Consider the following 25,341-nt stretch of genomic DNA (forward strand, 5'->3'; position numbering starts at 1 on the left):
GCCCGCGGCCAACGCCAGCAGGTCACTTTGCAGAAAAATTCTTAAAAACCTGCGCGCAAGTACGAAATTTTCCTCTCGACATGTAGCCGTTGTCCTACACTCATTTCCGTGCAGCGTTGGGGGTCCAGGACGTACCTCAAGGCACGGAGAATTCCATGGAGCGTTACCAATGATTAACTGGCGCAACACACGGCATCCCAAACTAGAAGGCGAAGATGAGGCCACCAGCGTGTTTGAAATGGTAGCCATCAGAACCTTAGAGCTCGGCTTCCAACACTGTTCCTTCAAAATGAGCGCTAACCTGCCTAAAAACCAAGTCAAGCCGATTGAATTCACCAACTACCCAAATGAATGGAAAACAGTGTATGACCAGGCGAGCTTCTTTGGCGTAGACCCGGTGGTTAAGCACTGTAGGGAGAGCCCGCTGCCCATTGTCTGGAAGGAAGAAACCTTTAAAGACGTACCCAGCCTTTGGTCATTGGCGCAGACTTCAGGCGTGCACATCGCGCTGACCATAACCGTCCATGATTTCCGGGGCATGTTCAGCATGTTGACCCTGAGCCGCGGTAAAGGCGCAATCACGCCGGAAGAACTTTACGAAAAAGCGGGGCTGATGCTGTGGTTGTGTCACGCGATGCATGCAGTACTGGCGCATAAGTATGCCGACATACCACCCAGTACTAAACCCGCCAGCCTGTTGACCCCGCGTGAAACGGAAGTGCTCATGTGGTCCGGCAAGGGCAAGACCGCAGCGGACATCGCCGCCATCCTTTGTTTATCCGAACGCACGGTGGGCTTTCATGTCTGCAGTTGCCTGAAAAAACTGGGGGTCAACAACAAGATCGCCGCCGTGCTCCGCGCCGCGCAAGACGGGATTATTTGACCCGCCAGCAAACACCGCATGTAATCCCCCTGAAAAAAAAGTAACATTTGCGGCCAATTCTGAGTGTTGAGCAGCCACCCCCCGGGTGCCGCCAGTCGTTCACTCAGACGTCTCGGCTGGCCACTGCCGAACACTTATCGTTTACCCAGAGCCTCCCCCTCCATGCCCCTGCTCGAAAGCCCCTTCGCCCAGCTCGATCTGATCCGCCAGCCAGAGCAACATAATGATCCGCTGCAAGCCTTCGATGCAGCTGACGAGTACCTGCTCAATCATCTGGCCGAACAGCAGCCGACTACTGAGACCCGCGTGTTGGTGCTCAATGACAGCTTCGGCGCTCTGGCCGTCAGCCTCCAGGGCCAAGTACAGGTAACCTCCAGCGGCGACTCATTCCTGGCAGCCCAGGGCCTGGAGAAAAACCTGGTGCGCAACAGCAAGGCGTTTGACGCTGTGCCGTTCATCCCGGCCAGCCAAATCCCGGCAGGGCCTTTTGACCGCGTACTGATCCGCGTGCCGAAAACCTTGGCCCTGCTCGAAGAGCAATTGATCCGCCTGCAAGGCCAGCTTGCGCCAGGCGCCGAAGTGATTGCCGGGGCGATGATCAAGCACTTGCCACGGGCGGCGGGCGAGTTGCTGGAACGCTACATCGGGCCGATGCACGCATCGCTGGCGGTCAAGAAAGCGCGATTGCTGATCGCCACTGTTGAAGATCGTCCCGCGGCTGTCTCGCCGTATCCGACCCGCTACACCCTCGACGCGCCAGCCATCGAGTTGCTGAACCACGCCAACGTGTTCTGCCGCGAAAGCCTGGACATCGGCACCCGTGCGTTCCTGCCGCACCTACCCAAAAGCCTGGGCAGCGCGCGGGTGGCGGACCTGGGGTGTGGCAACGGTGTACTGGCGATTGCCAGCGCCCTGCAAAACCCCGAGGCGCAATACACCCTGGTGGACGAGTCCTATATGGCCATGCAGTCGGCGGCCCAAAACTGGCAAGCAGCGCTCGGTGAGCGCGATGTCATCGTACGCGCCGCCGATGGCTTGGCCGGCCAGGCACCCGATTCGCTGGACGTGGTGCTGTGCAACCCGCCGTTCCACCAGCAGCAGGTGGTCGGTGACTTCCTCGCCTGGCGTATGTTCCAGCAGGCGCGGGAAGCGCTGGTAGTCGGCGGCGCCCTCTATATAGTCGGCAACCGCCACTTGGGTTATCACACCAAGCTGGCGCGCTTGTTCCGGGGTGTCGAGCAAATCGCCACCACGCCGAAATTCGTGATCCTCAAAGCGCGCAAATAAAAAAGCCCCGCCACTGCGAGGAGAGGCGGGGCCAAAAAACCGTGCCGCAAGGCAACGGGATGGGATGTCAGTGGGTGGTCAAGCCAGCCGCGTTCATGAACATGCGCATCAGGCTGGCCACGACGAACAGGGCCAGCACGCTGCCAGTCCAGATCATCGCCAGCCACCCCAGGCGCCGCCACAACGGTTGTTTCTCGGCCTGTTCAATCTCGTGCAACGTAGGTTTGCCGGACATGAGACGACCCTCCTAGTGATAACCGTCTTCGTGGGTGACCTTGCCGCGGAATACGTAGTAGCTCCAGAAGGTGTAGCCCAGGATGAACGGGATGATGAATAACGTGCCCACCAGCATGAAGCCTTGGCTTTGCGGCGGCGCGGCAGCGTCCCAAATCGACACCGATGGCGGAATGATGTTCGGCCACAGGCTGATACCCAGGCCGCTGTAGCCCAGGAAGATCAGCACCAGCGTCAGCAGGAACGGCGTGTAGTGCGCGTTGCGTGCCACGGCGCGGAACAGGCCGTACATGGTCACCAGCACCAGGATCGGCACTGGCAGGAACCAGAACAGGTTGGGCAGGGTGAACCAGCGCGAGGCAATTTCCGGGTGCGTCAGCGGCGTCCAGATACTCACGATGCCGATCACCGCCAGCACCACGAACGCCAGGGGCCGCGCCAGGTTGTGCATCTTCTCCTGCAACGGGCCTTCGGTCTTCATGATCAGCCAGGTGCAACCGAGCAACGCATAGGCCACGATCAACGCCACACCGCAGAACATCGTGAACGGTGTGGCCCAGTCCAGCGAACCGCCGGCGAACTGGCGATTCACTACCGGGATGCCATCGATAAACGCCCCCAGCGCCACGCCCTGGAAGAACGTCGCAGCCAACGAGCCACCGATAAACGCCTTGTCCCACAGGTGACGCTTGTGGTCTTTGGCCTTGAAGCGGAACTCGAACGCGACGCCGCGAAAGATCAGCCCGATCAACATCAGCATCAGCGGCAGATACAGCGCCGACAACACCACCGAATAGGCCAGCGGGAACGCGCCGAACAGCGCCGCGCCGCCCAATACCAACCAAGTTTCGTTACCGTCCCAGACCGGCGCCACGGTGTTCATCATCACGTCACGGTCGGTCTTGCCCGGGATAAACGGAAACAGGATGCCGATACCCAGGTCGAAGCCGTCCATGACCACGTACATCATGATGCCGAAGATGATGATCACGGCCCAGATCAGCGGAAGATCAATACCCATCTCAATTCCCCTTATGCTGGATGTGGTCGTGGTCGTTGTCAGTGCCGTCATCGGCAGCAGACAAAGGACGCGCCGGCGTGCGCTTCTGGCCAGGACCACCGTGGGTCGGCTCGGTCACGTCATGGGCTACAGGGCCTTTGCGCACCAAACGCATCATGTAGCCAAGACCCGCACCAAACAGCGCGAAGTACACCACCACGAACAACACCAGGGTAATGGTCATCTGCGCCAGGCTATGCCCGGAAGAAGCATCCGCTGTGCGCATCAAGCCGTAGACCACCCACGGCTGGCGGCCGATCTCGGTGGTGAACCAACCCGCAAGGATCGCAATCAGGCCGGACGGGCCCATCCACAGCGCCAGGTACAGGAACGGTTTGGACGTGTACATCTTGTCGCCCCGGCGCAGCCAGAGGCTGAACAGGCCGGTGAAGATCATCAGGAAGCCCAGGCCGACCATGACCCGGAACGACCAGAACACGATGGTCGAATTCGGACGATCTTCCGGTGGGAAGTCCTTGAGCGCAGGCACCTGTTTATCCAGGGAGTGGGTGAGGATCAGGCTGCCCAGGTACGGAATTTCCACCGCGTATTTGGTTTTTTCGGCCTTCATGTCGGGCCAGCCAAACAGGATCAGCGGTGTCGGTTCGTTGCCTTTGTTTTCCCAGTGGCCTTCAATCGCGGCGATTTTCGCCGGCTGGTGCTTCAAGGTATTGAGGCCATGGAAGTCGCCGATCACCGCCTGGATAGGCGCAACAATCAGCGCCATCCACATCGCCATCGAGAGCATTTTGCGGATCGCCGGGTTGTCCTTGCCGCGCAACAAGTGCCAGGCCGCTGAGGAGCCGACGAAGAACGCTGTCGCCACGAAGGCCGCCGTGGCCATGTGCGCCAGGCGATAAGGGAACGACGGGTTGAAGACCACGGCGAACCAATCGGTTGGGATCACGCGGCCGTCAATGATTTCAAAGCCCTGGGGCGTCTGCATCCAGCTGTTGGACGACAGGATCCAGAAGGTCGAAATCAACGTACCCACGGCCACCATCACGGTGGAGAAAAAGTGCAGGTTGCGCCCGACCTTGTTCCAACCGAACAGCATCACGCCGAGGAAACCGGCCTCAAGGAAGAAGGCCGTGAGCACTTCGTAGGTCAGAAGTGGCCCGGTGACGGCGCCAGCGAAGTCTGAGAAGCGGCTCCAGTTGGTGCCGAACTGGTAGGCCATGACCAAGCCGGACACCACGCCCATGCCGAAGTTGACGGCAAAAATCTTCGACCAGAAGTGGTAGAGATCACGGTAAGTGTCGTTGTGGGTCTTGAGCCACAAGCCTTCCAGCACCGCAAGGTAACTGGCCAGGCCGATGGTGATCGCCGGGAACAGGATATGGAATGAGATGGTGAACGCGAACTGGACGCGGGCGAGATCTAGCGCCTCCAAACCGAACATATGTTGTCCTCTTTCAGGTAATACCGAATGCCGGCCGGCGGCCTGCAATCACTGCCCCATCGCTATGGAGTACGGCGAATTTCAATTCGTTTCTTTTTTTGTCCAATCACGCTGGGATGCTTGCCTGGTCTGCCGACTTGAACTGCCCCTGCGACGGCATTGATCTGAATCAAGCATTGCTGAAAGAGTAGTCCCATTTTTGAGGTTGACCTGTGTGGTCTTTTGCCGCGTGACAGACTGCCTCAGCTCAGTTCTTGCAACTATCTGTTACAACTTAATGATAATCTCGGCGCTTCCCCCGGCCTTGACCCGAATTCCCGATGCCTAGCGAACCTGCGTTGCTGTTACGTCACCATCGCCCTTTCATCGCCTTCTGGCTGGCGCGCATCTTCACCGCCAGCGGCTTCCAGATGCTCACCGTGGCGATCGGCTGGAACCTCTACCAACTGACGGGCAACGTGCTGGACCTGGGTTTGGTCGGATTAGTGGAATTCGTGCCGCGCGTGCTGTTCATGCTGCACACCGGGCATGTGGCCGACCGCTATGAGCGGCGCAAAGTTGCCGCCATCTGCCAGACCGTGCAGGCGCTTATCGCCTTGTCCCTGGCCATTGGAGGCCTGACCGGCAACGTGACCCGCGAGATGATCTTTATCCTCGCCTTCCTGCTGGGTGCTGCGCGCTCGTTTGAAATGCCCACCACCCAGGCCATGCTCCCGAGCCTTGTGCCCGCCGCACTGTTCCCACGGGCCGTGGCCTCGTCGCAGTCGGCCCAGCAGCTGGCGACCATTGTCGCGCCGGCCCTTGGCGGCTTGCTTTACGCCTTTGGCAGCGTGTGGGTGTATGGCCCCACGGTGGTGCTGTACCTCATTGCCTGCGTGCTGACCCTGAATTTGCCCGCGCGCCAAACGCCGCTGAACAAAGCCAAGGCGACCATGGACTCTCTGCTCGCCGGTATCCGCTTTATCCGCAGCCGCCCGGATATTCTCGGTGCCATCTCCCTCGACTTGTTCGCCGTGCTGCTGGGTGGCGCCACCGCGTTGCTGCCGGTGTTCGCCAAGGACATCCTGCTGACGGGCGCCTGGGGCCTGGGCCTGCTGCGTTCGGCACCGGCAGTGGGCGCGCTATTGATGTCGTTGTGGTTGGCGCGGTTCGCGGTGGACCGGCATGTGGGCCGCGTGATGTTCACCGCCGTCGGCGTATTCGGCGTGGCGACCATCGCCTTCGGCCTGTCCACCTCGTTCTGGTTTTCCCTGGCGGTGCTGGTGGTGCTGGGTGCGGCAGACATGATCAGCATGGTGATCCGCGCCTCATTCGTGCAGTTGGAGACACCGGACGAAATGCGCGGGCGGGTCAGTGCAGTCAACGGTTTGTTTATCGGCGCGTCGAATCAGTTGGGCGAGTTTGAATCGGGCATCACCGCCCACTGGTTCGGCACCGTGCCTGCCGTGGTCATGGGTGGGATCGGCACGCTGGTGGTGACGGGGGTGTGGATCAAGCTGTTCCCGACCCTGGCGAATCGGGATCGGATGCATGTGCCGGTGGAAGAGCCCAAGGTTTAAGCCACACTGCAAAATACTGTGGGAGCCGGGCTTGCCCGCGATAGCGGTGTGTCAGTCACCTCATCAGGAGCTGACCCACCGCCATCGCAGGCAAGCCAGCTCCCACACTTGATCTTCAGTGGGCAGGAGATTGCGTCAGAGCACTTTGTCCAAAGTAATCGGAAACGCCCGCACCCGCTTCCCAGTGGCGTGATAAATCGCATTCGCCACCGCCGCCGCTACGCCCACAATACCAATCTCACCAACCCCCTTCGACCCAAGGGCGTTGACGATATCGTCGCGTTCTTCGACAAACACCACGTCAATCTCGCCGATATCGGCGTTTACCGGGATGTGGTACTCCGCCAGGCTATGGTTCATGTAACGCCCCAATTGATGGTCGATCTGGGTTTCTTCGTGCAGGGCCATGCCGATACCCCATACCACCCCGCCGAGGATCTGGCTGCGCGCCATCTTCGGGTTGACCACGCGCCCGGCGGCAATCGCGCTGACCACCCGGCTGACCTTGATCGTGCCCAGGTCTTCATCCACACGCACCTCGACAAATACCGCCGAATGGGTAGCGGTAGCAAACCCCTCGCGCTTCTTGTCGGGCTCGCTGTCGACCTGCACCGCCAACGCGTCTTCGCCACTGTCCTTGACCAGCTGTGCCAATGACACACTGACGTCACCGGTATGCAACTGGCCGTCTTCAAAGCGTACGGACTCGGCCTCCTTGAATACCGGGTACGTTTGCCGAGCAACGGCCAACAGCTTGGCATTCAACGCTTCGCAGGCCTGCTGCACAGCCGTGCCGACGGAGGACACGGTAAACGATCCGCCCTGCAGCGGCGCAGTGGGCAACGATGAATCCCCCAACACAAAGGCCACGTCCTCAACCGCCACGCCACTGGCCTGAGCCGCGATCTGGGTCATCACCGTGTAGGTGCCAGTGCCGATATCGGTGGTGGCGCTGCTGACGGTCAGTTTGCCCTCGGCATCAATACGCGCCTTGGCGCTGGCCTTCATCTGCATGGCCTCCCACACGCCGCCGGCCATGCCCCAGCCGATCAACTGGCGGCCGTCGCGCATGCTGCGCGGTTCCGGGTTGCGTGTGTGCCAGCCGAAACGCTCGGCGCCTTCGCGGTAACACTCGCGCAGGGCTTTGCTCGACCAGGGCTTGTCTTCGTTCTGATTGCGTTCGGCATAGTTGATCAGCCGCAGTTGCACCGGGTCCATCCCCAGCGCGCAGGCCAGTTCGTCCATGGCGCACTCCAGGCCGATCACCCCGAGGGCCGCCCCAGGTGCACGCATGTCTAGCGGCGTGAACACATCCAGTGGCACCAACTTATAAGTAAGCTGCACGTTATCGCAGTGGTAGAGCATGCCGCTCCACTCCACCACATGCTCACTGAAATCCTCGAAGCGCGACGTCTGGCCAATCGCGGTGTGCCCCAGTGCCAGCAGGCGGCCGTTGGCGGCGGCGCCCAGCTGCAAACGCTGCAAGGTGCGTGGGCGGTAACCGAAGGTGAACATCTGCTGACGCGTCAGCGTGACCCGCACCGAGCGCTTGAGCGCCAAGGACGCCATCACCGCCAGCGGCAATTGATACTGCGGGCGCAGGCCCGAGCCAAAGGCGCCGCCGACAAATGCCGCGAAGACACGCACCTGGCTTTTATCCAGGCCGAAGACTTTTTGCACATAGGCCTGGCAGTTCTGCGGGCCTTGGGTCTTGTCGTGGATGTGCAGCGTGCCGTCCGGCTGAAACAGCACGGTGCTGGCGTGGGGCTCCATCGGGTTGTGGTGTTCGATGGGGGTGCTGTAGTGCCGATCCAGGCTGACGGCAGCGCCGGTCCATTCGGCCTGGAAGTTGCCGCGCGGCTTGGGCGGAGTCTGCGGCGAGGCGTAGGCTTGTTCCTGCAAGGCCAGCAAGTCGGTTTCAAAGGCTTCGGTTTCGTACTCGATCTCCACCAGGGAGCCGGCATGTCGCGCCAGCTCGAGGTTATCGGCGATCACCAGCGCCAGTGGCTGGCCGCTGTACAGTACGCGATCGTTGTACAGCGGGCGAAACGGCGAGCCGTCGGCCGCATCATCGTCCTGGAAAGCATCATCGTAGCTGGCGATTTTGGGTCGGTTGAGGTGATGGATAACGTCCACTACGCCCGGTAGGGCCAGCGCCTTGGTTGCGTCGATACGCAGCACGCGGCCCTTGGCCACGGTGCTCGACACTACGCTGCCATGCAGCAGGCCTTCTTCGGGAAACTCACCGGCATACCGCGCTTTGCCTGTGACCTTGAGCAGACCGTCAACGCGGTCCAAGGGTTTGCCGATAGCGCTCATGGGCGTTCTCCTGCAACAGCGGCGTCGCTCAGGGCGCGAATAACCCCCCGGCGTGCCAGCTTGATCTTGAAGCCGTTGTGTTGCAGCGGCTCGGCGTCTTGCAACAGGGCATCGGCGGCGTTACTGAAAGTTTCACGGCTAACAACCTGGCCGATCAGTGCGGCTTCCACCACGCGGTCACGCCAGGGTTTGTGGGCCACGCCGCCAAGGGCCAGGCGCGCGTCGATGATGGTGTCGCCGTCCAGCTCAAGCGCGGCAGCCACAGACACCAGGGCGAACGCATAGGAGGCACGGTCACGGATTTTCAGGTAATTGCTATGGTTTGCCAGGTGATCGGCAGGCAGTTCGATGGCGGTGATCAGCTCATCGTCGGCCAATTGGTTGTCACGTTGCGGCGCATCACCCGGTAGGCGATGAAAGTCGGCGAACTCAATGATTCGCGAACCGCCACGCCCCTCTACATGCACCCTCGCCTCCAGCGCTGCCAAAGCGACGCACATGTCGGAGGGATGGGTGGCGACACACTGTCCACTGGCGCCGAGGATCGCGTGAATACGGTTCAAACCGGTGCGTGCCGGGCAGCCACTGCCGGGCTCACGCTTATTGCACGGCACGGTAGCGTCATAGAAGTAGTAGCAACGGGTGCGCTGCAACAGGTTGCCGCCGGTACTGGCCATGTTGCGCAGTTGCGGCGAGGCGCCGGCCAGGATGGCCTGGGACAGCAGCGGGTAACGTTGTTCGATCAGCGGGTGCCAAGCCAGGTCGGCGTTGCTCACCAACGCGCCGATCAACAGACCGCCACCGGCAGTCTCCTGAATGTCATTGAGCGGCAATCCTGTGATATCGATGAGATGCTCGGGGCGGCTGATGTTTTCTTTCATCAGGTCCAGCAGGTTGGTGCCACCGGCAATAAAGCGCGACGCGGCGCTGCTCAGATGAACCGCTTCTTGCACATCCGCAGGCTTGCTGTAGTGGAAGGGATTCATTGCTCACCTCCCACTACGTCTTCAATGGCATCGCGAATATTGCTGTAAGCCCCGCAGCGGCACAGGTTACCGCTCATCAGCTCTTGGATTTGCGCCGTGTCGTGGGCCCGACCTTCATTGGCCAGGCCGACGGCCGAGCAGATCTGTCCAGGGGTGCAGTAACCGCATTGGAAGGCATCGTGTTTGATAAACGCCTGCTGCATCGGGTGCAGTTGGTCGCCGTTGGCCAGGCCCTCGATGGTGGTGAGTTCGGCACCGTCGCACATCACCGCCAGCGTCAGGCAGGCATTGATCCGCTTGCCATCGCGCAATACGGTGCAGGCGCCGCACTGGCCGTGGTCGCAGCCTTTTTTGCTGCCCACCAAGTCGAGCTGCTCACGCAAAAGGTCGAGTAGTGTGGTCCAGGGCAGCACATCCAACTGGCGATCCTGGCCGTTGAGCCTCAGGCATATGGAGTGGCTGGCGAACGGTTGGGTCGCCGCGCCATTGGGGGTCGCGCTCATAAACACCTCACGGGTTGGTCTACATCCGCGGCGTTCAGGAAAGTCGCCGTCTCAGGGGTACGACTTCCCAGGGTATTGAGCGTTCAAGGTGATTGATCAGCGGATATTGAGCTGTGTGGTCAAGGTATTTCGCGGGGGGTTGATCGAGGAGTTGCTGTACTGGAACCAGCCCTGGGCTTCGACGTTCAGGTCAAACACATAGATGTAGCCCATCAATGTGCCGGCCCCCGTGCAGGCTTCGCTGATGTTGCCCACCTGGCAAACCGCCGTGCGCTGGCCATTCAACTCAGCACCATTGAAGCGACCCATGGGGTTGTTGCCCAGGCCGACTTCCATCACAGAAACCCGGGTGGGCCCGCGGTGCTCACACATCTGGGTAGTGTTTACACGTTCCGCAATGGTCTCGCTGCACTTCGCCGACTCGACCTTGAACACACGCACTTCGCTCAAGGGCGGTGCAGTCGCGCCCCACGCCGGTGCTGCGCCGAGCAACAGGCTGATACAGGGGATCAGGACTAGACTCCACGGTTTGGCGTTTTTCATGCTGCGGGTGACCTTCGTTTAAACGTCGTCGCAGTATGCCTCAAGGCCTCGGCTGCTGGTATGATGCGCCGCTTTTTCCGATCCTCTCTGAAACCACAGGCGCTTGGCGCAGTTTGTGCTTTGACTTAGAGGTCAACAAATCACGACGCCACAGAGCGTCACAGGGAGCAGGCATGCTGGAAAAGCTGTTTCAACTCAAGGCACACAACACCAACGTGCGCACCGAGATCCTCGCGGGCATCACAACATTCCTGGCCATGGCCTACATCCTGTTCGTGAACCCGAGCATCCTCGGCGAGACCGGCATGGACAAGGGCGCGGTATTCGTCGCGACCTGCCTGGCGGCCGCCATCGGTTCGACCGTGATGGGCCTGATCGCCAACTACCCGATCGCCCTCGCGCCGGGCATGGGCCTCAACGCCTTCTTTACCTACACCGTGGTCCTGCACATGGGCCATACCTGGCAGGTTGCGCTGGGTGCGGTGTTTATCTCGGCGGTGCTGTTCTTCCTGCTGTCGATCTTTCGTATCCGTGAGTGGATCATCAACAGCATTCCCCTGCCCCTGCGCTCGGCGATTGCTGCGGGTATCGGCCTGTTCCTGGCGCTGATTGCGCTGCACAACGCCGGGATTGTGGTTGCCAACCCGGCCACGCTGGTTGGCCTGGGTGACTTGAAGCAACCTGCTCCGATCCTCGCCACCCTGGGTTTCGTGCTCATCGTTGCGCTGGAAGCCCTGGCGGTACGCGGAGCCGTGCTGATTGGCATCCTGGCAGTGACCATCGTGTCGATCCTGCTGGGCGTCACCCCGTTCGGCGGCGTGACCTCAATGCCGCCGTCCCTGGCCCCGACGTTCCTGCAGCTGGATATTAAAGGCGCGCTCGATATCGGCCTGGTGAGCGTGATCTTCGCGTTCCTGTTCGTCGACCTGTTCGATAACTCCGGCACCCTGATCGGCGTCGCCAAGCGCGCGGGCCTGATGGGCAAGGACGGCCACATGCCGAAAATGGGCCGTGCGCTGATCGCCGACAGCACCGCCGCCATGGCCGGTTCGCTGCTGGGTACGTCAACGACTACCAGCTACATCGAATCGGCTGCCGGCGTGAGCGCAGGTGGCCGCACCGGTTTGACCGCCGTCGTGGTAGCGATCCTGTTCCTGCTGGCGCTGTTTTTCTCGCCACTGGCCGCCAGCGTACCTGCCTTCGCAACTGCACCGGCACTGCTGTTCGTGGCCGTGCTGATGACGTCGGGCCTGGCCGAAATCGACTGGGACGACATTACCGTTGCAGCGCCGGTGGTGATCACCGCCCTGGCGATGCCCTTCACTTACTCCATTGCCAACGGCATCGCCTTCGGTTTCATCGCCTGGACCGCCATCAAGCTGCTTTCGGGCCGCTACCGTGAGCTGAACCCGGCGCTGGTGATTCTGTCGATTCTGTTCGTGATCAAGCTGGGCTGGTTCAACGCATGACTTTTGACGCCGCACGCTACACCGCTCAACTGCAAGACAAGGTCACGCGCTTGCGTGACCTGCTGGCACCGTTCGATGCACCGGAGCCACAGGTCTTCGACTCGCCCCCACAGAACTTCCGCCTGCGCGCGGAGTTCCGCCTGTGGCGCGAAGGCGGTGAGCGCCACTACGCAATGTTTTCCCAGGACGACAAGCGCACGCCGATCCTGATCGAAGCGTTCCCCATCGCAAGCGCCCGCATCAACCAGTTGATGCCGCAACTCAAGGCCGCCTGGCAAGCCAGCGCCGCCCTGAGCCACAAGCTGTTCCAGGTAGAGTTCCTCACCACCCTGGCCGGCGACGCGATGATTACTCTGTGCTATCACCGCCCGCTGGACGAGCACTGGCACACCGCCGCGAACCAGCTGGCTGCCGACTTGAACGTGAGCATCATCGGCCGCTCGAAGGGCAAGCGCGATGTGATCGGCCATGATTACGTGGTGGAAAAACTCGACGTTGGCGGGCGCACCTTCAGCTACCGCCAACCCGAAGGCGCCTTCACCCAGCCCAACGGCACGGTGAACCAGAAGATGCTCAACTGGGCATACGAAGCCTTGGGTGACCGCCCGGATGATTTGCTCGAGCTGTACTGCGGCAACGGCAACTTCACCCTGCCCTTGGCAACCCGCGTGCGCAAAGTGCTGGCCACCGAGATCAGCAAGACCTCAGTGAATGCGGCGCTGAGCAACCTCGATGAAAACGCCGTGGATAACGTCACCCTGGTGCGACTCTCCGCTGAAGAACTCACCGAAGCGCTCAACGAAGTGCGCCCGTTCCGCCGCCTGCACGGCATCGACCTGAAGCGCTATGAGTTCGGCAGCGTGTTCGTCGACCCGCCGCGCGCCGGCATGGACCCGGACACCTGCGAACTGACCCGACGCTTCGACAACATCCTGTACATCTCCTGCAACCCGGAGACGTTGGCGGCGAACATCGCGCAACTGCATGACACGCACCGCATCACCCAATGCGCGCTGTTTGACCAGTTCCCGTGGACGCACCATATGGAGTCCGGGGTTCTGCTGACCCGCAGATAAATCTGCCAGGCACCCACAATCTCCTGTGGTTTTTCATGCCTCCGTAGAATCGCTGGGCTCCAAAACCTTCTTGCGCGGCCGTCCGCCCTTCTTGCCATTGGCTCGGGCGGCATCTTAAGCGCTGTCGAGAATGACGCTCAATTGATACCCCATCCGATTCAACTGTACGACGTGTCTGATTAACGGTTCGATTATCGAACACATACGCCGCCATCAATTGACCAAATTAACTAACCAGTACATTTTATCCACACAACTAACAAGAACTGTGGAGAAACCTTCAATGCCGCCCATCGTGCTGGTGCTCAATGGCCCCAATCTCAACTTGCTCGGCACCCGCGAGCCCGCCACTTACGGCCATGAAACCCTCGCCGATGTCGCCGCGCTGTGTGGCCGCAGCGCCGAACAGCTCGGGCTGAAAATCGAATTTCGCCAGACCAACCACGAAGGCGAATTGCTCGAGTGGATCCACGGCGCCCGCGCCCGTTGCGCCGGTATCGTGATCAACCCTGCGGCCTGGACCCACACCTCCGTAGCCATTCGCGACGCGCTGGTAGCCAGTGAGGTGCCGGTGATTGAGGTGCACCTGTCCAACGTGCATGCCCGTGAAGCGTTCCGCCATCACTCCTTTGTGTCGCCCATCGCCAAGGCAGTGCTGGCGGGGTTCGGCAGCCATGGCTACCACCTGGCCCTGGAACATTTCAGCCATCTGCTAAAAGGATCGGCCCGATGAAACCGCGCATCCTCGCTGGCCTGATCGGTGCCGGCATCCAGGCTTCCCGCACGCCGGCCCTGCATGAACGCGAAGGCGACGCCCAAGGCCTGCGCTACCTGTATCGCTTGATCGACCTTGAGCCCCTGCACTTGGACATCAACGCCCTGCCCGACCTGCTGCATGCCGCCGAGCTGATGCACTTCACCGGGCTGAACATTACCTATCCGTGCAAACAGGCGATCCTGGCGCTGCTCGATGAACTGTCCGACGAGGCCCGCGGCATCGGTGCGGTCAATACAGTGGTGTTCAAGGACGGCAAACGTATCGGCCACAACACCGATTGCCTGGGGTTCGCCGAAGGGTTTCGGCGCAACTTGAATGACGTGGCGCGCCAACGTGTGGTGCAGATGGGCGCTGGCGGTGCGGGCGCAGCGGTGGCCCACGCGCTGTTGGCGGAAGGTGTCGAGCAGTTGAGCATTTTCGACGTGGACGCCAATCGCGCCCGCGACCTTGTGGATAACCTCACGCAACGTTTCGGTGCTGGCCGGGCCCAGGTCGGCAACCACTTGGAGAACGCGATGGCCGAGGCCGACGGCGTGGTCAATACCACGCCGATGGGTATGGCCAAGCTGCCCGGCACACCGGTGCCGGTCGCTCTGTTGCGCACTGAGTTATGGGTCGCGGAAATCGTGTATTTCCCACTCGAGACCGAGCTGCTGCGCGACGCCCGCGCCTTGGGCTGCCGCACGCTGGATGGCGGCAACATGGCGGTGTTTCAGGCGGTGAAGGCGTTTGAGTTGTTCAGTGGGGAAGTGCCGGATGCAGACCGGATGTTGGCGCACTTCCAGAGCATGAACGTTTCACTGTAGGAACCGAATCCAAATGTGGGGCTTGCATTTCAGCCTCGAGCCTCGCATGGACTCAAACCTGCAAATAGCGCATCACCGAGTCACAAATCATGTCCCGGTGCCGCTGTTTAATCGCTTCATCCGACAACTCAATTTGAAAGATCTCACTGAACGTATGGCGGTTGGACACACGGTAAAAGCTGAACGAGTTGATCAGCAAGTGCACGTCCAGCGGCTCCAGCCCCTCGCGAAACACCCCCATCTCGGCCCCGCGACGCAACGTCGTGCCCAGCGCTTCGAGAATGTTGCTGTTCATCGCCTTGATCGCATCCGAGCGCTTCACGTACTCGGCATTGTGGATATTTTCGATGCTGACAATGCGCACGAAATCCACGTTCTGGTCGTGGTGATCAAAGGTGAATTCCACCAGCCGACGGATCGCTTCGCGCGGTTCCAGCGCGGTGAGGTTCATCTGGGTTTCGGTAGTGCGGATGTCGCCGTAGAGCTTCTCCAGCACCTCGACGTACAACTGCTCCTTGCTGCCGAAGTAGTAATAGATCATGCGCTTGGAGGTGTGGATGCGCTCGGCGATCGCATCCACGCGAGCGCCGGAAAGGCCCTGCTGGACAAACTCCACAATGGCTTCCTGGAGTATGTTCTCGCGGGTCTTTTCCGGGTTGTTCTTACGACTCTTGCGGGGTGCCTCGGAGGTCATGGTGCGCTCACGGCCAGTGTTGTGCAGGCCGTGATTATGGGCCGCGATGCGGCCTGAAAGAAAGCACCGGACCCGTCGTTATAAACGCGCCTGGCGAACAGCACCGCTGCGCGATTTGGCCATTGCCGCCAAGCGCACCGCCACATTGGCCGCACCGTAGCCGGCATAGCCATTCTTGCGCTGGATGATCTCGAAGAAAAACCGCCCTTCGAACGGCTCGGTGTACACATGAAACAACTCACCGCCCTGGGCGTCGCGGTCGTACAGCACGTTGTAGTACGCCAGCTCGCTGAGGAACGCCTCGTCAAAATCGAAACGTGCCGCCAGGTCATCGTAATAGTTGAGCGGGATATCCAGCAGCGGCACCCCCGCCTCCTTGGCGCGGCTCACTTCGGCGAAAATATCTGCGCAATCGAAGGCAATGTGGTGCACGCCCGAGCCGCGATAGCTCGACAGGGCATGGGAAATGGCGGTATTGCGGTTCTCGGAGATGTTCAGCGGCAGGCGAATCGAGCTGCAACGGCTGCGCAGTGCACGGCTTTTCACCAGGCCGTAAGGATCGGGCAGCACCACTTCATCATCGGCCTCGAAATCCAGCAGGCTCTTGTAGAACAGCACCCAACTGTCGAGGCTGTCGGCCGGCAGGGCCATCGCCATATGGTCAATACGCAATAGGCCTGCGCTGGCCGTCGAAGCGGTTTGCAGGTTGAAGTCGGTGTCGTACAGCGTGCCTTCGCTGGGGTCCACCAAGTAAATCAGGCTGCCATCCGGTGCGCGCACGGCCGCCAATTCCAGCTCGTTGGGCCCGACCAGGCCGCGATACGGCTGGCCCTTGTAGGCCACCGCGCGCTCCAGCGCCTTGGCGCTGTCCTTGACCCGGATCGCGGTGGCGCACAACGACGGCCCGTGGGCCTCGAAAAAGTTGTGGGCGAAAGAATAGGGTTCGCAGTTGAGGATCAGATTGATATCACCCTGGCGCAGCAGGCTAACGCTCTTGGAGCGATGCTGCCCGGCCTTGACAAAGCCCAGGCGCTCGAGCCAATGGGTGAGCTTGGCGCCAAGGCTTTCATCGACAGCGAATTCGAGGAACTCGATACCGTCATATTCGCTGGCCGCCGGGGTATCAAACAGGATCTCGACCGGTTGCACCGGTGCTTCCTGCTTCAGGCGTTCGCGGGTTTTCTCCTCCAGGTACAGCAAGGAGCGCAGGCCATCCGCCGCATTCGCGCGGGTGGGCGCGGCGCGGAAGCCGTCGTTGAAGATTTCCAGGGACAGTGGCCCGGTGTAGCCACTCTTGATGATCGGCGCGAGGAACCCCGCCAGGTCGAATTCGCCCTGACCGGGGAAGCAGCGGAAATGTCGGCTCCACTCCAGGACGTCCATGGCCAGGATCGGCGCGTCGGCCATTTGTACAAAAAAGATCTTGTCGCCGGGGATCTCGGCAATGGCACTCGGGTCGCCTTTGAGGGACAGGGTGTGAAAGCTGTCGAGCAGTACGCCCAAGTTTGGGTGATCAACCTGACGCACCAGGTTCCACACCTGTTGCCATGTGTTCACATGCCTGCCCCAGGCCAGGGCTTCATAGCCGATGCGCAGGCCACGGCGACCGGCGTGTTCGGCCAACAGGCTCAGGTCATCGAGCAAAATGCGCTCGTCACCTACACAGTCGGCCGACGCATTGCTGCACACTAGCACCAGGTCGGTGCCCAGCTCTTGCATCAAGTCGAACTTACGTTCGGCGCGTTCCAGGTTGCGCGCCAGCCTGTCGCGGCGGCAGCCTTCAAAGTCACGAAACGGCTGGAACAAGGTGATGGCAATGCCGAGGTCGGCGCACATCTGCCTGACTTCACGGGGGCTGCCGTCGTAGTACAACAAGTCGTTCTCGAAGATTTCGACCCCATCAAACCCGGCGGCGGCAATGGCTTCGAGCTTTTCCGGCAGGGTGCCGCTCAAGGAAACAGTGGCGATGGAACGTTGCATGGGCGACTCCCGGAAATTGTTGTTTGCAGCAAATTATTCGCCCCCAGCCTACACGCAGCAATTAAAATGTACGAACCGGTTAGTTTTTAGTGCGATTATCGAACACTATGCCGGTTTGGCGAATTGACGATTTTTTAGCCACTGCGCACCATCAATGACGCAACAGACCCAGAACACACCATAAAAATTTCAAAAAACGGGTACGACCTCATGCCTCTGCAAAACTCCGCCCTGGCCGCGCGCCCGGGCACCCCGCACGCCGGCATCGGCGACAAGATCCGCGGCGCCCTGGCCGTGGGTAAAACGCGCTGGGGCATGCTGGCCCTGGTGTTTTTCGCCACCACCCTGAACTACATCGACCGCGCCGCGTTAGGCGTCATGCAGCCGATCCTCGCCAAAGAGATGAGTTGGACGGCGATGGACTACGCCAACATCAACTTCTGGTTCCAGGTCGGCTACGCCATCGGCTTTGTGCTGCAGGGCCGACTGATCGACCGAGTGGGCGTGAAACGCGTGTTCTTCTGCGCGGTATTGCTGTGGAGCCTGGCGACGGGCGCCCACGGCCTGGCCACTTCGGCGGTAGGCTTTATGGTGTGTCGCTTCATCCTCGGGCTCACCGAAGCCGCCAACTACCCGGCGTGCGTCAAAACCACGCGCCTCTGGTTCCCGGCCGGTGAGCGTGCGGTGGCGACCGGTATCTTCAACGCCGGCACCAACGTGGGCGCGATGATGACGCCGATGCTGTTGCCGTTGATCCTGCAGGTGTGGGGCTGGCAGGCGGCGTTCCTGTGCATGGCGTCACTTGGCGCGATCTGGCTGGTGTTCTGGGGTTTGAAGTACTACAACCCGGAAGACCATCCGACGGTTAAACAATCCGAGTTGGACTACGTGCAACGGGAAATCGAACCGGAACAACCCGGCGTACCCTTCAGCCGTATCCTGCGCATGCGCGGCACCTGGGCCTTCGCCATCGCCTACGCGCTGACCGCGCCAGTGTTCTGGTTCTACCTGTACTGGCTGCCGCCGTTCCTGAATCAGCAATACAACCTGGGCATCAACGTCACGCAGATGGGCATCCCGCTGATCATCATTTACCTGACCGCCGACTTCGGCAGCGTGGGAGGCGGGATTCTGTCGTCATTCCTGATCGGCCGTGGCATGAACTCGATCAAGGCCCGGCTGCTGTCGATGCTGCTGTTTGCCTGCTGCATCGTCAGCGTGATCATGGCTGCCGGCTCCAGCCAGCTGTGGGTCGCCGTGTTTGCCATCTCCCTGGCGATTGGTGCGCATCAGGCCTGGACCGCCAACATCTGGAGCCTGGTGATGGACTACACGCCCAAGCACATGATGAGCACGGTGTTTGGTTTCGGCGGCATGTGCGCGGCCATCGGCGGTATGTTCATGACTCAGATCGTCGGCCACATCCTTACCGTGACCAACAATAACTACACCGTGTTGTTCACGCTGATCCCGGCGATGTACTTCATTGCGCTGACCTGGATGTACTTCATGGCGCCGCGCAGAATTCCTACCGTAGACGTCTGAGCTACCCCCTGAGCTATCTGCGCCGCTGCTGCCAGGCAGCGGCCAGCCCGCTCATGCAGATCACCCCGATGCCGACCACCGTGGTCAAGTCGGGGGTATGGTTGAACACCAGCCAGCCCAACAACCCCGCGAATACGATCTGGCAATAGCCGAACGGCGCCAACAAGGCCGGCGCCGCGAAGCGGAACGCCTGGGTCAGCATCAAGTGCGCGGTCATCCCGCATGTGCCCAGGGCCAGCATCAACACGCCATGCCACAGCGTCGGAACCTGCCAGAAGAACGGCACCATCGCACTCATCACCAAGGTATTGCACAGGCCGGCAAAGAAGTTGCTGGTGGTGGGGGTGTCGACTTTACTCAGGATGCGCGTCAGCAGTTGGTAGAAGCAGAAGAACATCGCCGAACACAGCGGCAGCAATACGGCCGGGGTAAACAGCTCGCCGCCGGGGTGGATGATGATCAGCACGCCGACAAACCCGCAGATGACCGCCAGCCACTGGCCGCGCGTCACGTGCTCGCCGAGCAGCGGCACCGAGAGTGCCGTCACCAGGATCGGCGCGAGGAAGTTAACCGCCGTGGCTTCCGCCAGCGGGATGTAATGCAGCGCCGCAGTAAAAAACAGGCTCGTGCCCAACAGGCAAAGCGCCCGCACCACCTGCATCCCCGGTCGTTTGCTGCGCAATACGCGCAGGCCTGATTGCGGCAGGAAGATGCCGGCCATCAACAAGGTATGCACCAGGTAACGCACCCACACCACCATCACGACGGGGTAGAACCCCGCCAGGTATTTGGACAAGGCGTCATGGCTGGAAAACAGAAACGTCGCCAGCACAATCAGCAGGATGCCTTTGAAAGGGTGGTTGACGCCGGATAGAGGAGTACTGACGGTCATTGAGTTCTCTTGCGTGGCGGGCTGAACACTGTGCACTGAATGAAATAGCGCTCAACCCGGTAATCTAGCAGCCGGGCCGGAGTCTGCCCCTAGAGCATAACCAAACACCGTGCGAACAGCGCACTAAATCACGGGATTCGAGTCCAACGCTGCACGTTGACTGCCGTGTTGCACACTTTTTAACCAAGGCCCTGCCGCTATGAAAAAAACCCTCTTTGTTCTGTCTGCCCTTGCCCTGCTCACCGCTTGCAATCAAGAAGCCAAGGAAGCCCCCAAACCTGCCCCGGCTTCGGTGCAGGCCACCCTGGTGCCAGAGACCCCGCCCACCGACAAATGGGTCGGCAAGTGGATCGGCGTCGAAGGCCTCAACCTGACCATCGCCAAGGACGACAGCATTGGCCGTGGTCATTACATCCTCACCATGCAATACGGCCTCGACGCCGACGACTCAGGCACCTTCAAGGGTGAAGCCGCCGAAGACGGCATCGCCTTCACCCGCCCCGACGGTCCACAGCTATTGCGGGCTGGCGACGGTGCCGCCACCGGGCTGAAATGGCTGGCGGATAAAAAGGACTGCCTGATTGTCGATACCGGCGAAGGCTATTGCCGCTAATAACGACCATAATCAAACACTGTCATCACCCAGAGGATTGCCCACATGCTATGGAAAAAAGGCCGACGCAGCGACAACGTGGTGGATGCACGCAGTGACGGCGGCGGTGGCGGCGGCATGCGCTTTGGTGGCGGCAAAGGCCTGAGCCTGGCGGCGATTGTGCTGATCGTCGGCATCGGCTGGCTGACCGGCCAGGACCCGATGCAGATCCTCGGCCAGTTGACCGGCCAGATGGAACAGGCACCGTCGGTGAGTACACAGCCGCGCCAGGCGCCGCCGGCCAACGATGAGCAAGCCGATTTTGTGCGGGCCGTACTGGGCGATACCGAAGACACTTGGGGCCAGGTGTTCCAGGAAAACGGGTTGGCCTACAAGAATCCGAAACTGATCCTGTTCCGTGGCCGGGTGAATTCGGCCTGCGGTGGTGCCACCTCGGCCAGCGGCCCGTTTTATTGCCCGGCTGACCAGCAGGTGTACCTGGACCTGGGGTTTTTCCGGGAAATGTCGCAACGCTTCCAGGCCGCCGGCGACTTTGCCCAGGCGTATGTGATCGCCCACGAAGTCGGGCACCACGTGCAGACGTTGCTCGGCATCTCGTCGAAAATCCAGGCCGCGCGCCAACAGGGTCGGCAAATGGAGGGCGATGGAGGTCTGCTGGTCCGTCAGGAACTGCAAGCCGACTGCTTCGCCGGGGTGTGGGCCAACCGTGCGCAAAAGCGCTTGAACTGGCTGGAGCCCGGCGACATTGAAGAAGCGCTGAATGCGGCCAACGCAATTGGCGACGACCGCTTGCAGCAACAGGGTCAGGGCCGTGTCGTACCGGACTCGTTTACCCACGGCACCTCGGCACAGCGGGTACGCTGGTTCAAGACTGGCTTCGCCCAGGGCCAGATCAATCAATGCGATACGTTTACGGCCAAGAGTCTCTAGATGAATAAACGATTGGGATTGCTGCTGGGTTTGGTGCTGACCTGCTCTACCACCTTGGCCGCCGAACATGGCGTCAAAGTCGTGAGTCCCGATCGTTTTCACCTGGATGCCGGTGACCTCAGCCTCGGCGTGAGCCAGGACTGGCGCCAGCCGCTGCCCCAAGTCACCCGTGCATTGATCATCGTGCAGGGTCGCCTGCGTAACGCGCAGACTTACCTGCAAAGCGGTGAAAACGCCGCCGAGCACGCAGGCCAAGCTGCCAATACGCTGGTGATAGCGCCGCAGTTTCTGAATGAGTTCGACGTGAAGCGCAACCACCTGGACAACCAGGTACTGCGCTGGAAGGGCAATGACTGTCGCGGGCACAACTATTTTGTGCGACCTCCAGCAGCGGCATCCGCAGGTGGGCCACACGTGGGTGGAAGAGCCTGGAGTGGGGCATAACGGGGATGGGATGTTTACGTCACCGGAGGGGCAGAAGGTACTGTTCACAAATTAACAGACAAAACCGGATCAACATGTGGGGGCTTGCTCGCCCCCACATTTGATTTTCGGTGTCCGGTTTAAACCATCCGACGCAGCGCCACGCAATCCTCGGCATGCCAATCCGCCAACTCCGGCCACGGGTTCTCGGGCAGGTTAACCAACACCGTCCGCGCACCTGCCGCTCGGCCACAATCCAGGTCGAAGCGGTAATCACCGACCATCACCATCTCGCTCGGCGCGACATCCCAAGCGGCTGCCAGTTTCAGAAAACCACCCGGGTCCGGCTTCGGTGGCGCATCTTCACGCCCCAGCACATCCTCGATGGCAAAACAGTCCGCCAGGCCAATTGCCTCCAGCGTAACGTGGGCCAACTCCCGCGCATTGCGGGTCAGGATGCCCAGGCGATAACCACGCCCGGCCAGCTCGCGCACCAACTCAACCGCGCCTTCTGCGGCGACCGAACCCAGCGCCAACTCGCGCTCATGCTCCAGCAGCCAGGCATGCTTGGCCGCCGCCTCATCCGCGGGCAACGCCGCCAGATGGGTGAGAATATCGTCCTCGGGCGGGATCTCCAGGGCCACGCGAATGGCCGCAAAGTCATGCACGGCCACCGTCAGCGTGCCATCCATGTCGAACACCCAGTGCTTAACGTCGGTCAGGCTCATGCCCAGTCCTTGCGATGGCGAATCAAGCCTTCCTGGGTCACCGAGGCCACCAGTTGCCCGGCGCGGTTGTACACACTGCCCCGGGAGAACCCACGGGAATTGCCGGCCCACGGGCTGTCCATGGCGTACAGCAACCAGTCATCGGCACGCAGGTCAGCGTGAAACCACAGCGCATGGTCGAGGCTGGCGACCTGCATGTCTTTCTGCCACACGGTCTTGCCATGGGGCAGCAACGAGGTGGTCAACAGGCCGAAGTCAGAGGCGTAGGCCAGCAGGTACTTATGCAGCGCCGGCGCGTCGGCCAAAGCGCCGTCGGCACGAAACCACACGTACTTGACCGGGTCGGATGGCTGCGGGTTGAACGGGTCTTTTTCGGTGACCGGGCGCACTTCGATCGGCTTGGGGCACAGCAACTTGTCGCGCATAGGCTCGGGGATCAAGTGCGCACGCTGTTTGGTCAGCTCAAGCTCGGACGGCAAGTTTTCCGGTCCGACCACCACGGGCATGGTGGTCTGATGGTCGAAGCCTTGTTCGTCGTACTGGAACGAGGCACTGCAGGTAAAGATCGGGTGGCCCTTCTGGATCGCCGTCACACGACGTGTGCTGAAACTGCCGCCGTCGCGTACGCGGTCCACTGAATACACCACCGGCAACGCCGCATCACCAGGACGCAGGAAGTAACCATGCAGGGAATGCACGTGCCGCGCTTCTTCTACAGTCTGGCTGGCGGCCGACAGCGATTGGCCGAGCACCTGGCCGCCGAACAGTTGGCGAAAACCCAGGTCCTGGCTGCGGCCGCGAAAGAGGTTTTCCTCGATCGGCTCCAGGGTCAGCAAGTCCACCAGATCTTCCAATACTTGGCTCATAGAGCAACTCCTACAACAATCGAGAGGGCATTCCGGGCTGCTTATCCGTGCAGCGTGTCCAACCATTGGGCGCGGGTGATGCGATACAAAACATGATGGCGCAGCGGGTCATCGGCTGCGACCTTGGGGTGTTCAAAATCTGCCTGGGGATCGTAATGCATACCGATGGCCTGCATGACTTTTTGTGACGGCAGATTGGATTCCGTGGTGAAGGCAACGATTTCGTCCAGTTGCAAGCGGTCGAAACCGCAGCGCAGCGCGGTCCACGCCGCCTCGCTGGCGTAACCCAGGCCCCAGTGTTCGTGAGCCAGGCGCCAGCCGATTTCCACCGCTGGGGTAAAATCCGCTTCGAAGCTGACATTCAGCAACCCGGTAAGGCCGATGAAGTCACCGGTGTCCTTGCGCTGCAATGCCCACAGGCCAAAGCCGTATTCGGCGAAATGACCACGAACCCGGCCGATCAACGCAGCGCTTTCCAGATGGCTCAGCTTGGCCGGGAAATAGCGCATCACCTGCGGGTCGGCGCACATGCGCGCAAACGCCAGCAGGTCGCTGTCGCGCCATTGGCGCAGCACCAGCCGTGCGCTTTCCAATTCGAGTATCGGCTCCATGGGTCCCCTCCCTTGCCATGTGCGTGAGTGTACAGCGCTGGTAAGATCCGTCGCAGGTTCCCGTCAGAAAATCCCATGCCTTTGCCGTTGATCTACCACGATGACTACAGCCCCGAGTTCCCGGCGGAGCATCGCTTCCCCATGGACAAATTCCGCCTGTTGCGCGACCACCTGGTGTCAACGGGACTGACCGAGGACAGCCAACTGCTGCGCCCACAACTGTGCCCACCGCAGATTCTGGCCCTGGCCCACGACGCTGGGTATATCGAGCGCTATATGAGCGGCGAGTTGTCCCGCGAAGACCAACGGCGCCTCGGTCTGCCTTGGAGCGAAGCGCTGGCGCGACGCACTGTGCGTGCAGTCGGCGGCTCCATTCTCGCGGCGGAACAGGCGCTGGACCATGGCCTGGCCTGCCACCTGGCCGGCGGCACCCATCACGCCCATTACGATTATCCGGCCGGCTTTTGCATCTTCAATGACCTGGCGGTGATCAGCCACTACCTGCTGGCGAGCGGCCGCGTCAACCGCGTACTGATCTTCGACTGCGACGTGCATCAGGGTGATGGCACCGCGCGCATTCTCCACGACACGCCGGACGCCATCACTGTGTCGCTGCACTGCGAAAAGAACTTCCCGGCGCGCAAGGCCCAGAGCGACTGGGACATCCCACTGCCGATGGGCATGGGCGATGCCGATTACCTCAAGGTGGTGGACGACGCGCTCAACTACCTGCTGCCGCTCTACCAGCCCGACCTGGTGCTGTACGACGCCGGCGTCGATGTGCATAAAGACGACGCCCTCGGTTACCTCAAGCTGACAGACGAAGGCGTCGCCGCCCGCGACGAAAGCGTCATGCGCCACTGCCTGGGGCGCGACATCCCGGTGATGGGCGTAATCGGCGGCGGCTACAGCAAGGACCGCCCGGCCCTCGCCCGCCGCCACGGCATCCTGCACCACAGTGCGCAACGGGTCTGGACGTCATCAGGTTGTCATTGAACCGTGGGCGTTACCCACAATGCCTGTGGAACCACCTGTGGATAACTTGAGCGTAAGCACCTGAAAGCCAGAAGCAGTCTGGCCTGTAGGAAGTTGTACATTTTTTGATCAGGCAGTTGCGCCGTCCTCGGGTAGAATGCTCGTCCTATTCAGCGACC

At 61.0% G+C, this 25,341-nt stretch carries 24 protein-coding genes and 1 pseudogene; 12 read left to right on the forward strand and 13 right to left on the reverse strand.

Features of this window, described 5'->3' with window-relative positions; genetic code table 11:
- Window positions 1–169 precede the first annotated feature (169 nt).
- Entirely contained in the window at window positions 170–883 is a 714-nt protein-coding gene (locus tag AACY44_RS19140) for a helix-turn-helix transcriptional regulator (protein ID WP_339427988.1), read from the forward strand.
- 162 nt (window positions 884–1,045) lie between these two features.
- Window positions 1,046–2,170 (forward strand): class I SAM-dependent methyltransferase, encoded by a 1,125-nt coding sequence (locus tag AACY44_RS19145; protein ID WP_339416832.1) that lies wholly within the window; start codon window positions 1,046–1,048, stop codon window positions 2,168–2,170.
- A 67-nt stretch (window positions 2,171–2,237) separates the two neighbouring features.
- Here AACY44_RS19145 and AACY44_RS19150 read toward each other — a convergent pair whose 3' ends face one another.
- Genes AACY44_RS19150 through AACY44_RS19160 form a run of 3 tightly spaced genes read right to left on the reverse strand, consistent with a single transcriptional unit; the run spans window position 2,238 to window position 4,866 of the window.
- On the reverse strand, window positions 2,238–2,405 hold the full coding sequence (locus AACY44_RS19150) for a DUF2474 domain-containing protein (protein ID WP_010562540.1): 168 nt from the start codon (window positions 2,403–2,405) through the stop codon (window positions 2,238–2,240).
- A 12-nt stretch (window positions 2,406–2,417) separates the two neighbouring features.
- Window positions 2,418–3,425, reverse strand: a complete 1,008-nt coding sequence (gene cydB, locus AACY44_RS19155) for a cytochrome d ubiquinol oxidase subunit II (RefSeq protein ID WP_339416833.1) — start codon at window positions 3,423–3,425, stop codon at window positions 2,418–2,420.
- A 1-nt stretch (window position 3,426) separates the two neighbouring features.
- Window positions 3,427–4,866, reverse strand: a complete 1,440-nt coding sequence (locus AACY44_RS19160; RefSeq protein WP_339436771.1) for a cytochrome ubiquinol oxidase subunit I — start codon at window positions 4,864–4,866, stop codon at window positions 3,427–3,429.
- Between the two features lie 320 nt (window positions 4,867–5,186).
- Here AACY44_RS19160 and AACY44_RS19165 point away from each other — a divergent pair, with 320 nt between their 5' ends.
- Window positions 5,187–6,425, forward strand: coding sequence for an MFS transporter (locus AACY44_RS19165; protein ID WP_049711440.1), 1,239 nt, complete (start codon window positions 5,187–5,189; stop codon window positions 6,423–6,425).
- Between the two features lie 135 nt (window positions 6,426–6,560).
- Here the strand turns inward: AACY44_RS19165 and AACY44_RS19170 are convergent, their stop codons facing one another.
- From AACY44_RS19170 to AACY44_RS19185, 4 genes are all read right to left on the reverse strand, one after another.
- Complete coding sequence (locus AACY44_RS19170; protein ID WP_339530861.1) at window positions 6,561–8,744, reverse strand: xanthine dehydrogenase family protein molybdopterin-binding subunit; 2,184 nt, start codon at window positions 8,742–8,744, stop codon at window positions 6,561–6,563.
- The gene (locus AACY44_RS19175; protein ID WP_339456779.1) at window positions 8,741–9,730 is read right to left on the reverse strand and encodes an FAD binding domain-containing protein; all 990 of its coding nucleotides are present in this window, start codon (window positions 9,728–9,730) and stop codon (window positions 8,741–8,743) included. The genes AACY44_RS19170 and AACY44_RS19175 overlap by 4 nt, the downstream gene beginning before the upstream one ends.
- Window positions 9,727–10,233, reverse strand: coding sequence for a (2Fe-2S)-binding protein (locus AACY44_RS19180; RefSeq protein WP_339416838.1), 507 nt, complete (start codon window positions 10,231–10,233; stop codon window positions 9,727–9,729). The genes AACY44_RS19175 and AACY44_RS19180 overlap by 4 nt, the downstream gene beginning before the upstream one ends.
- 96 nt (window positions 10,234–10,329) lie before the next feature.
- Complete coding sequence (locus AACY44_RS19185; RefSeq protein ID WP_339416839.1) at window positions 10,330–10,776, reverse strand: DUF4879 domain-containing protein; 447 nt, start codon at window positions 10,774–10,776, stop codon at window positions 10,330–10,332.
- Window positions 10,777–10,949: 173 nt separating this feature from the next.
- Between AACY44_RS19185 and AACY44_RS19190 the strand changes: the two genes are divergently transcribed.
- The 4 genes from AACY44_RS19190 (at window position 10,950) to AACY44_RS19205 (ending at window position 14,905) form a co-directional block, all read left to right on the forward strand.
- On the forward strand, window positions 10,950–12,245 hold the full coding sequence (locus AACY44_RS19190) for an NCS2 family permease (protein ID WP_339416840.1): 1,296 nt from the start codon (window positions 10,950–10,952) through the stop codon (window positions 12,243–12,245).
- Window positions 12,242–13,321, forward strand: coding sequence for a tRNA (uridine(54)-C5)-methyltransferase TrmA (gene trmA, locus AACY44_RS19195; RefSeq protein ID WP_339530863.1), 1,080 nt, complete (start codon window positions 12,242–12,244; stop codon window positions 13,319–13,321). Before AACY44_RS19190 ends, trmA begins: the two co-directional genes overlap by 4 nt.
- Before the next feature lie 283 nt (window positions 13,322–13,604).
- Window positions 13,605–14,054: a type II 3-dehydroquinate dehydratase gene (aroQ, locus tag AACY44_RS19200; protein ID WP_065873640.1), complete on the forward strand. Its 450-nt coding sequence runs from the start codon at window positions 13,605–13,607 to the stop codon at window positions 14,052–14,054.
- Window positions 14,051–14,905, forward strand: a complete 855-nt coding sequence (locus tag AACY44_RS19205) for a shikimate dehydrogenase (protein ID WP_339471411.1) — start codon at window positions 14,051–14,053, stop codon at window positions 14,903–14,905. Before aroQ ends, AACY44_RS19205 begins: the two co-directional genes overlap by 4 nt.
- Window positions 14,906–14,957: 52 nt before the next feature.
- On the opposite strand, the gene AACY44_RS19210 is transcribed toward AACY44_RS19205, so the two are convergent.
- A complete protein-coding gene (locus tag AACY44_RS19210; protein WP_339416847.1) occupies window positions 14,958–15,599 on the reverse strand; it encodes a TetR/AcrR family transcriptional regulator in 642 nt (213 codons plus the stop codon).
- Window positions 15,600–15,677: 78 nt separating this feature from the next.
- A complete protein-coding gene (gene quiC, locus AACY44_RS19215) occupies window positions 15,678–17,579 on the reverse strand; it encodes a 3-dehydroshikimate dehydratase QuiC (RefSeq protein WP_339416849.1) in 1,902 nt (633 codons plus the stop codon).
- 210 nt (window positions 17,580–17,789) lie between these two features.
- Here quiC and AACY44_RS19220 point away from each other — a divergent pair, with 210 nt between their 5' ends.
- Window positions 17,790–19,124, forward strand: a complete 1,335-nt coding sequence (locus AACY44_RS19220; protein ID WP_339530865.1) for an MFS transporter — start codon at window positions 17,790–17,792, stop codon at window positions 19,122–19,124.
- Window positions 19,125–19,137: 13 nt separating this feature from the next.
- On the opposite strand, the gene AACY44_RS19225 is transcribed toward AACY44_RS19220, so the two are convergent.
- Window positions 19,138–20,016, reverse strand: a complete 879-nt coding sequence (locus AACY44_RS19225; RefSeq protein WP_339416852.1) for a DMT family transporter — start codon at window positions 20,014–20,016, stop codon at window positions 19,138–19,140.
- 199 nt (window positions 20,017–20,215) lie between these two features.
- Between AACY44_RS19225 and AACY44_RS19230 the strand changes: the two genes are divergently transcribed.
- The 3 genes and pseudogenes from AACY44_RS19230 to AACY44_RS19240 form a co-directional block, all read left to right on the forward strand.
- Window positions 20,216–20,629 (forward strand): membrane lipoprotein lipid attachment site-containing protein, encoded by a 414-nt coding sequence (locus AACY44_RS19230; RefSeq protein WP_049711418.1) that lies wholly within the window; start codon window positions 20,216–20,218, stop codon window positions 20,627–20,629.
- 45 nt (window positions 20,630–20,674) lie between these two features.
- Complete coding sequence (gene ypfJ, locus AACY44_RS19235) at window positions 20,675–21,559, forward strand: KPN_02809 family neutral zinc metallopeptidase (protein ID WP_339416855.1); 885 nt, start codon at window positions 20,675–20,677, stop codon at window positions 21,557–21,559.
- A pseudogene (locus AACY44_RS19240) lies at window positions 21,560–21,917 on the forward strand (alpha/beta hydrolase); the annotation flags it as partial. It abuts the gene before it with no gap.
- Window positions 21,918–22,122: 205 nt separating this feature from the next.
- On the opposite strand, the gene AACY44_RS19245 reads toward AACY44_RS19240, so the two are convergent.
- The 3 genes from AACY44_RS19245 to AACY44_RS19255 are packed head-to-tail and all read right to left on the reverse strand — an operon-like array spanning window position 22,123 to window position 24,187.
- Complete coding sequence (locus AACY44_RS19245) at window positions 22,123–22,710, reverse strand: HAD family hydrolase (protein ID WP_339530867.1); 588 nt, start codon at window positions 22,708–22,710, stop codon at window positions 22,123–22,125.
- On the reverse strand, window positions 22,707–23,576 hold the full coding sequence (gene tesB, locus AACY44_RS19250) for an acyl-CoA thioesterase II (RefSeq protein ID WP_339416859.1): 870 nt from the start codon (window positions 23,574–23,576) through the stop codon (window positions 22,707–22,709). Before tesB ends, AACY44_RS19245 begins: the two co-directional genes overlap by 4 nt.
- Window positions 23,577–23,617: 41 nt before the next feature.
- A complete protein-coding gene (locus AACY44_RS19255) occupies window positions 23,618–24,187 on the reverse strand; it encodes a GNAT family N-acetyltransferase (RefSeq protein ID WP_339471404.1) in 570 nt (189 codons plus the stop codon).
- A 75-nt stretch (window positions 24,188–24,262) separates the two neighbouring features.
- On the opposite strand from AACY44_RS19255, the gene AACY44_RS19260 reads away from it, so the two are divergent.
- The gene (locus AACY44_RS19260) at window positions 24,263–25,183 is read left to right on the forward strand and encodes a histone deacetylase family protein (protein WP_339530870.1); all 921 of its coding nucleotides are present in this window, start codon (window positions 24,263–24,265) and stop codon (window positions 25,181–25,183) included.
- Window positions 25,184–25,341: the final 158 nt, after the last annotated feature.

It is taken from the genome of Pseudomonas sp. RA_15y_Pfl1_P11, from assembly GCF_963970975.1.
In the GTDB taxonomy this organism is placed as follows: domain Bacteria; phylum Pseudomonadota; class Gammaproteobacteria; order Pseudomonadales; family Pseudomonadaceae; genus Aquipseudomonas; species Aquipseudomonas tritici.

Bases quoted from the DNA above. Each gene is read 5' to 3' on its own strand.
- AACY44_RS19140 (WP_339427988.1), top strand. From the start codon at position 170: ATGATTAACTGGCGCAACACACGGCATCCCAAACTAGAAGGCGAAGAT.
- AACY44_RS19145 (WP_339416832.1), top strand. From the start codon at position 1,046: ATGCCCCTGCTCGAAAGCCCCTTCGCCCAGCTCGATCTGATCCGCCAG.
- AACY44_RS19150 (WP_010562540.1), bottom strand. From the start codon at position 2,405: ATGTCCGGCAAACCTACGTTGCACGAGATTGAACAGGCCGAGAAACAA.
- cydB (WP_339416833.1), bottom strand. From the start codon at position 3,425: ATGGGTATTGATCTTCCGCTGATCTGGGCCGTGATCATCATCTTCGGC.
- AACY44_RS19160 (WP_339436771.1), bottom strand. From the start codon at position 4,866: ATGTTCGGTTTGGAGGCGCTAGATCTCGCCCGCGTCCAGTTCGCGTTC.
- AACY44_RS19165 (WP_049711440.1), top strand. From the start codon at position 5,187: ATGCCTAGCGAACCTGCGTTGCTGTTACGTCACCATCGCCCTTTCATC.
- AACY44_RS19170 (WP_339530861.1), bottom strand. From the start codon at position 8,744: ATGAGCGCTATCGGCAAACCCTTGGACCGCGTTGACGGTCTGCTCAAG.
- AACY44_RS19175 (WP_339456779.1), bottom strand. From the start codon at position 9,730: ATGAATCCCTTCCACTACAGCAAGCCTGCGGATGTGCAAGAAGCGGTT.
- AACY44_RS19180 (WP_339416838.1), bottom strand. From the start codon at position 10,233: ATGAGCGCGACCCCCAATGGCGCGGCGACCCAACCGTTCGCCAGCCAC.
- AACY44_RS19185 (WP_339416839.1), bottom strand. From the start codon at position 10,776: ATGAAAAACGCCAAACCGTGGAGTCTAGTCCTGATCCCCTGTATCAGC.
- AACY44_RS19190 (WP_339416840.1), top strand. From the start codon at position 10,950: ATGCTGGAAAAGCTGTTTCAACTCAAGGCACACAACACCAACGTGCGC.
- trmA (WP_339530863.1), top strand. From the start codon at position 12,242: ATGACTTTTGACGCCGCACGCTACACCGCTCAACTGCAAGACAAGGTC.
- aroQ (WP_065873640.1), top strand. From the start codon at position 13,605: ATGCCGCCCATCGTGCTGGTGCTCAATGGCCCCAATCTCAACTTGCTC.
- AACY44_RS19205 (WP_339471411.1), top strand. From the start codon at position 14,051: ATGAAACCGCGCATCCTCGCTGGCCTGATCGGTGCCGGCATCCAGGCT.
- AACY44_RS19210 (WP_339416847.1), bottom strand. From the start codon at position 15,599: ATGACCTCCGAGGCACCCCGCAAGAGTCGTAAGAACAACCCGGAAAAG.
- quiC (WP_339416849.1), bottom strand. From the start codon at position 17,579: ATGCAACGTTCCATCGCCACTGTTTCCTTGAGCGGCACCCTGCCGGAA.
- AACY44_RS19220 (WP_339530865.1), top strand. From the start codon at position 17,790: ATGCCTCTGCAAAACTCCGCCCTGGCCGCGCGCCCGGGCACCCCGCAC.
- AACY44_RS19225 (WP_339416852.1), bottom strand. From the start codon at position 20,016: ATGACCGTCAGTACTCCTCTATCCGGCGTCAACCACCCTTTCAAAGGC.
- AACY44_RS19230 (WP_049711418.1), top strand. From the start codon at position 20,216: ATGAAAAAAACCCTCTTTGTTCTGTCTGCCCTTGCCCTGCTCACCGCT.
- ypfJ (WP_339416855.1), top strand. From the start codon at position 20,675: ATGCTATGGAAAAAAGGCCGACGCAGCGACAACGTGGTGGATGCACGC.
- AACY44_RS19245 (WP_339530867.1), bottom strand. From the start codon at position 22,710: ATGAGCCTGACCGACGTTAAGCACTGGGTGTTCGACATGGATGGCACG.
- tesB (WP_339416859.1), bottom strand. From the start codon at position 23,576: ATGAGCCAAGTATTGGAAGATCTGGTGGACTTGCTGACCCTGGAGCCG.
- AACY44_RS19255 (WP_339471404.1), bottom strand. From the start codon at position 24,187: ATGGAGCCGATACTCGAATTGGAAAGCGCACGGCTGGTGCTGCGCCAA.
- AACY44_RS19260 (WP_339530870.1), top strand. From the start codon at position 24,263: ATGCCTTTGCCGTTGATCTACCACGATGACTACAGCCCCGAGTTCCCG.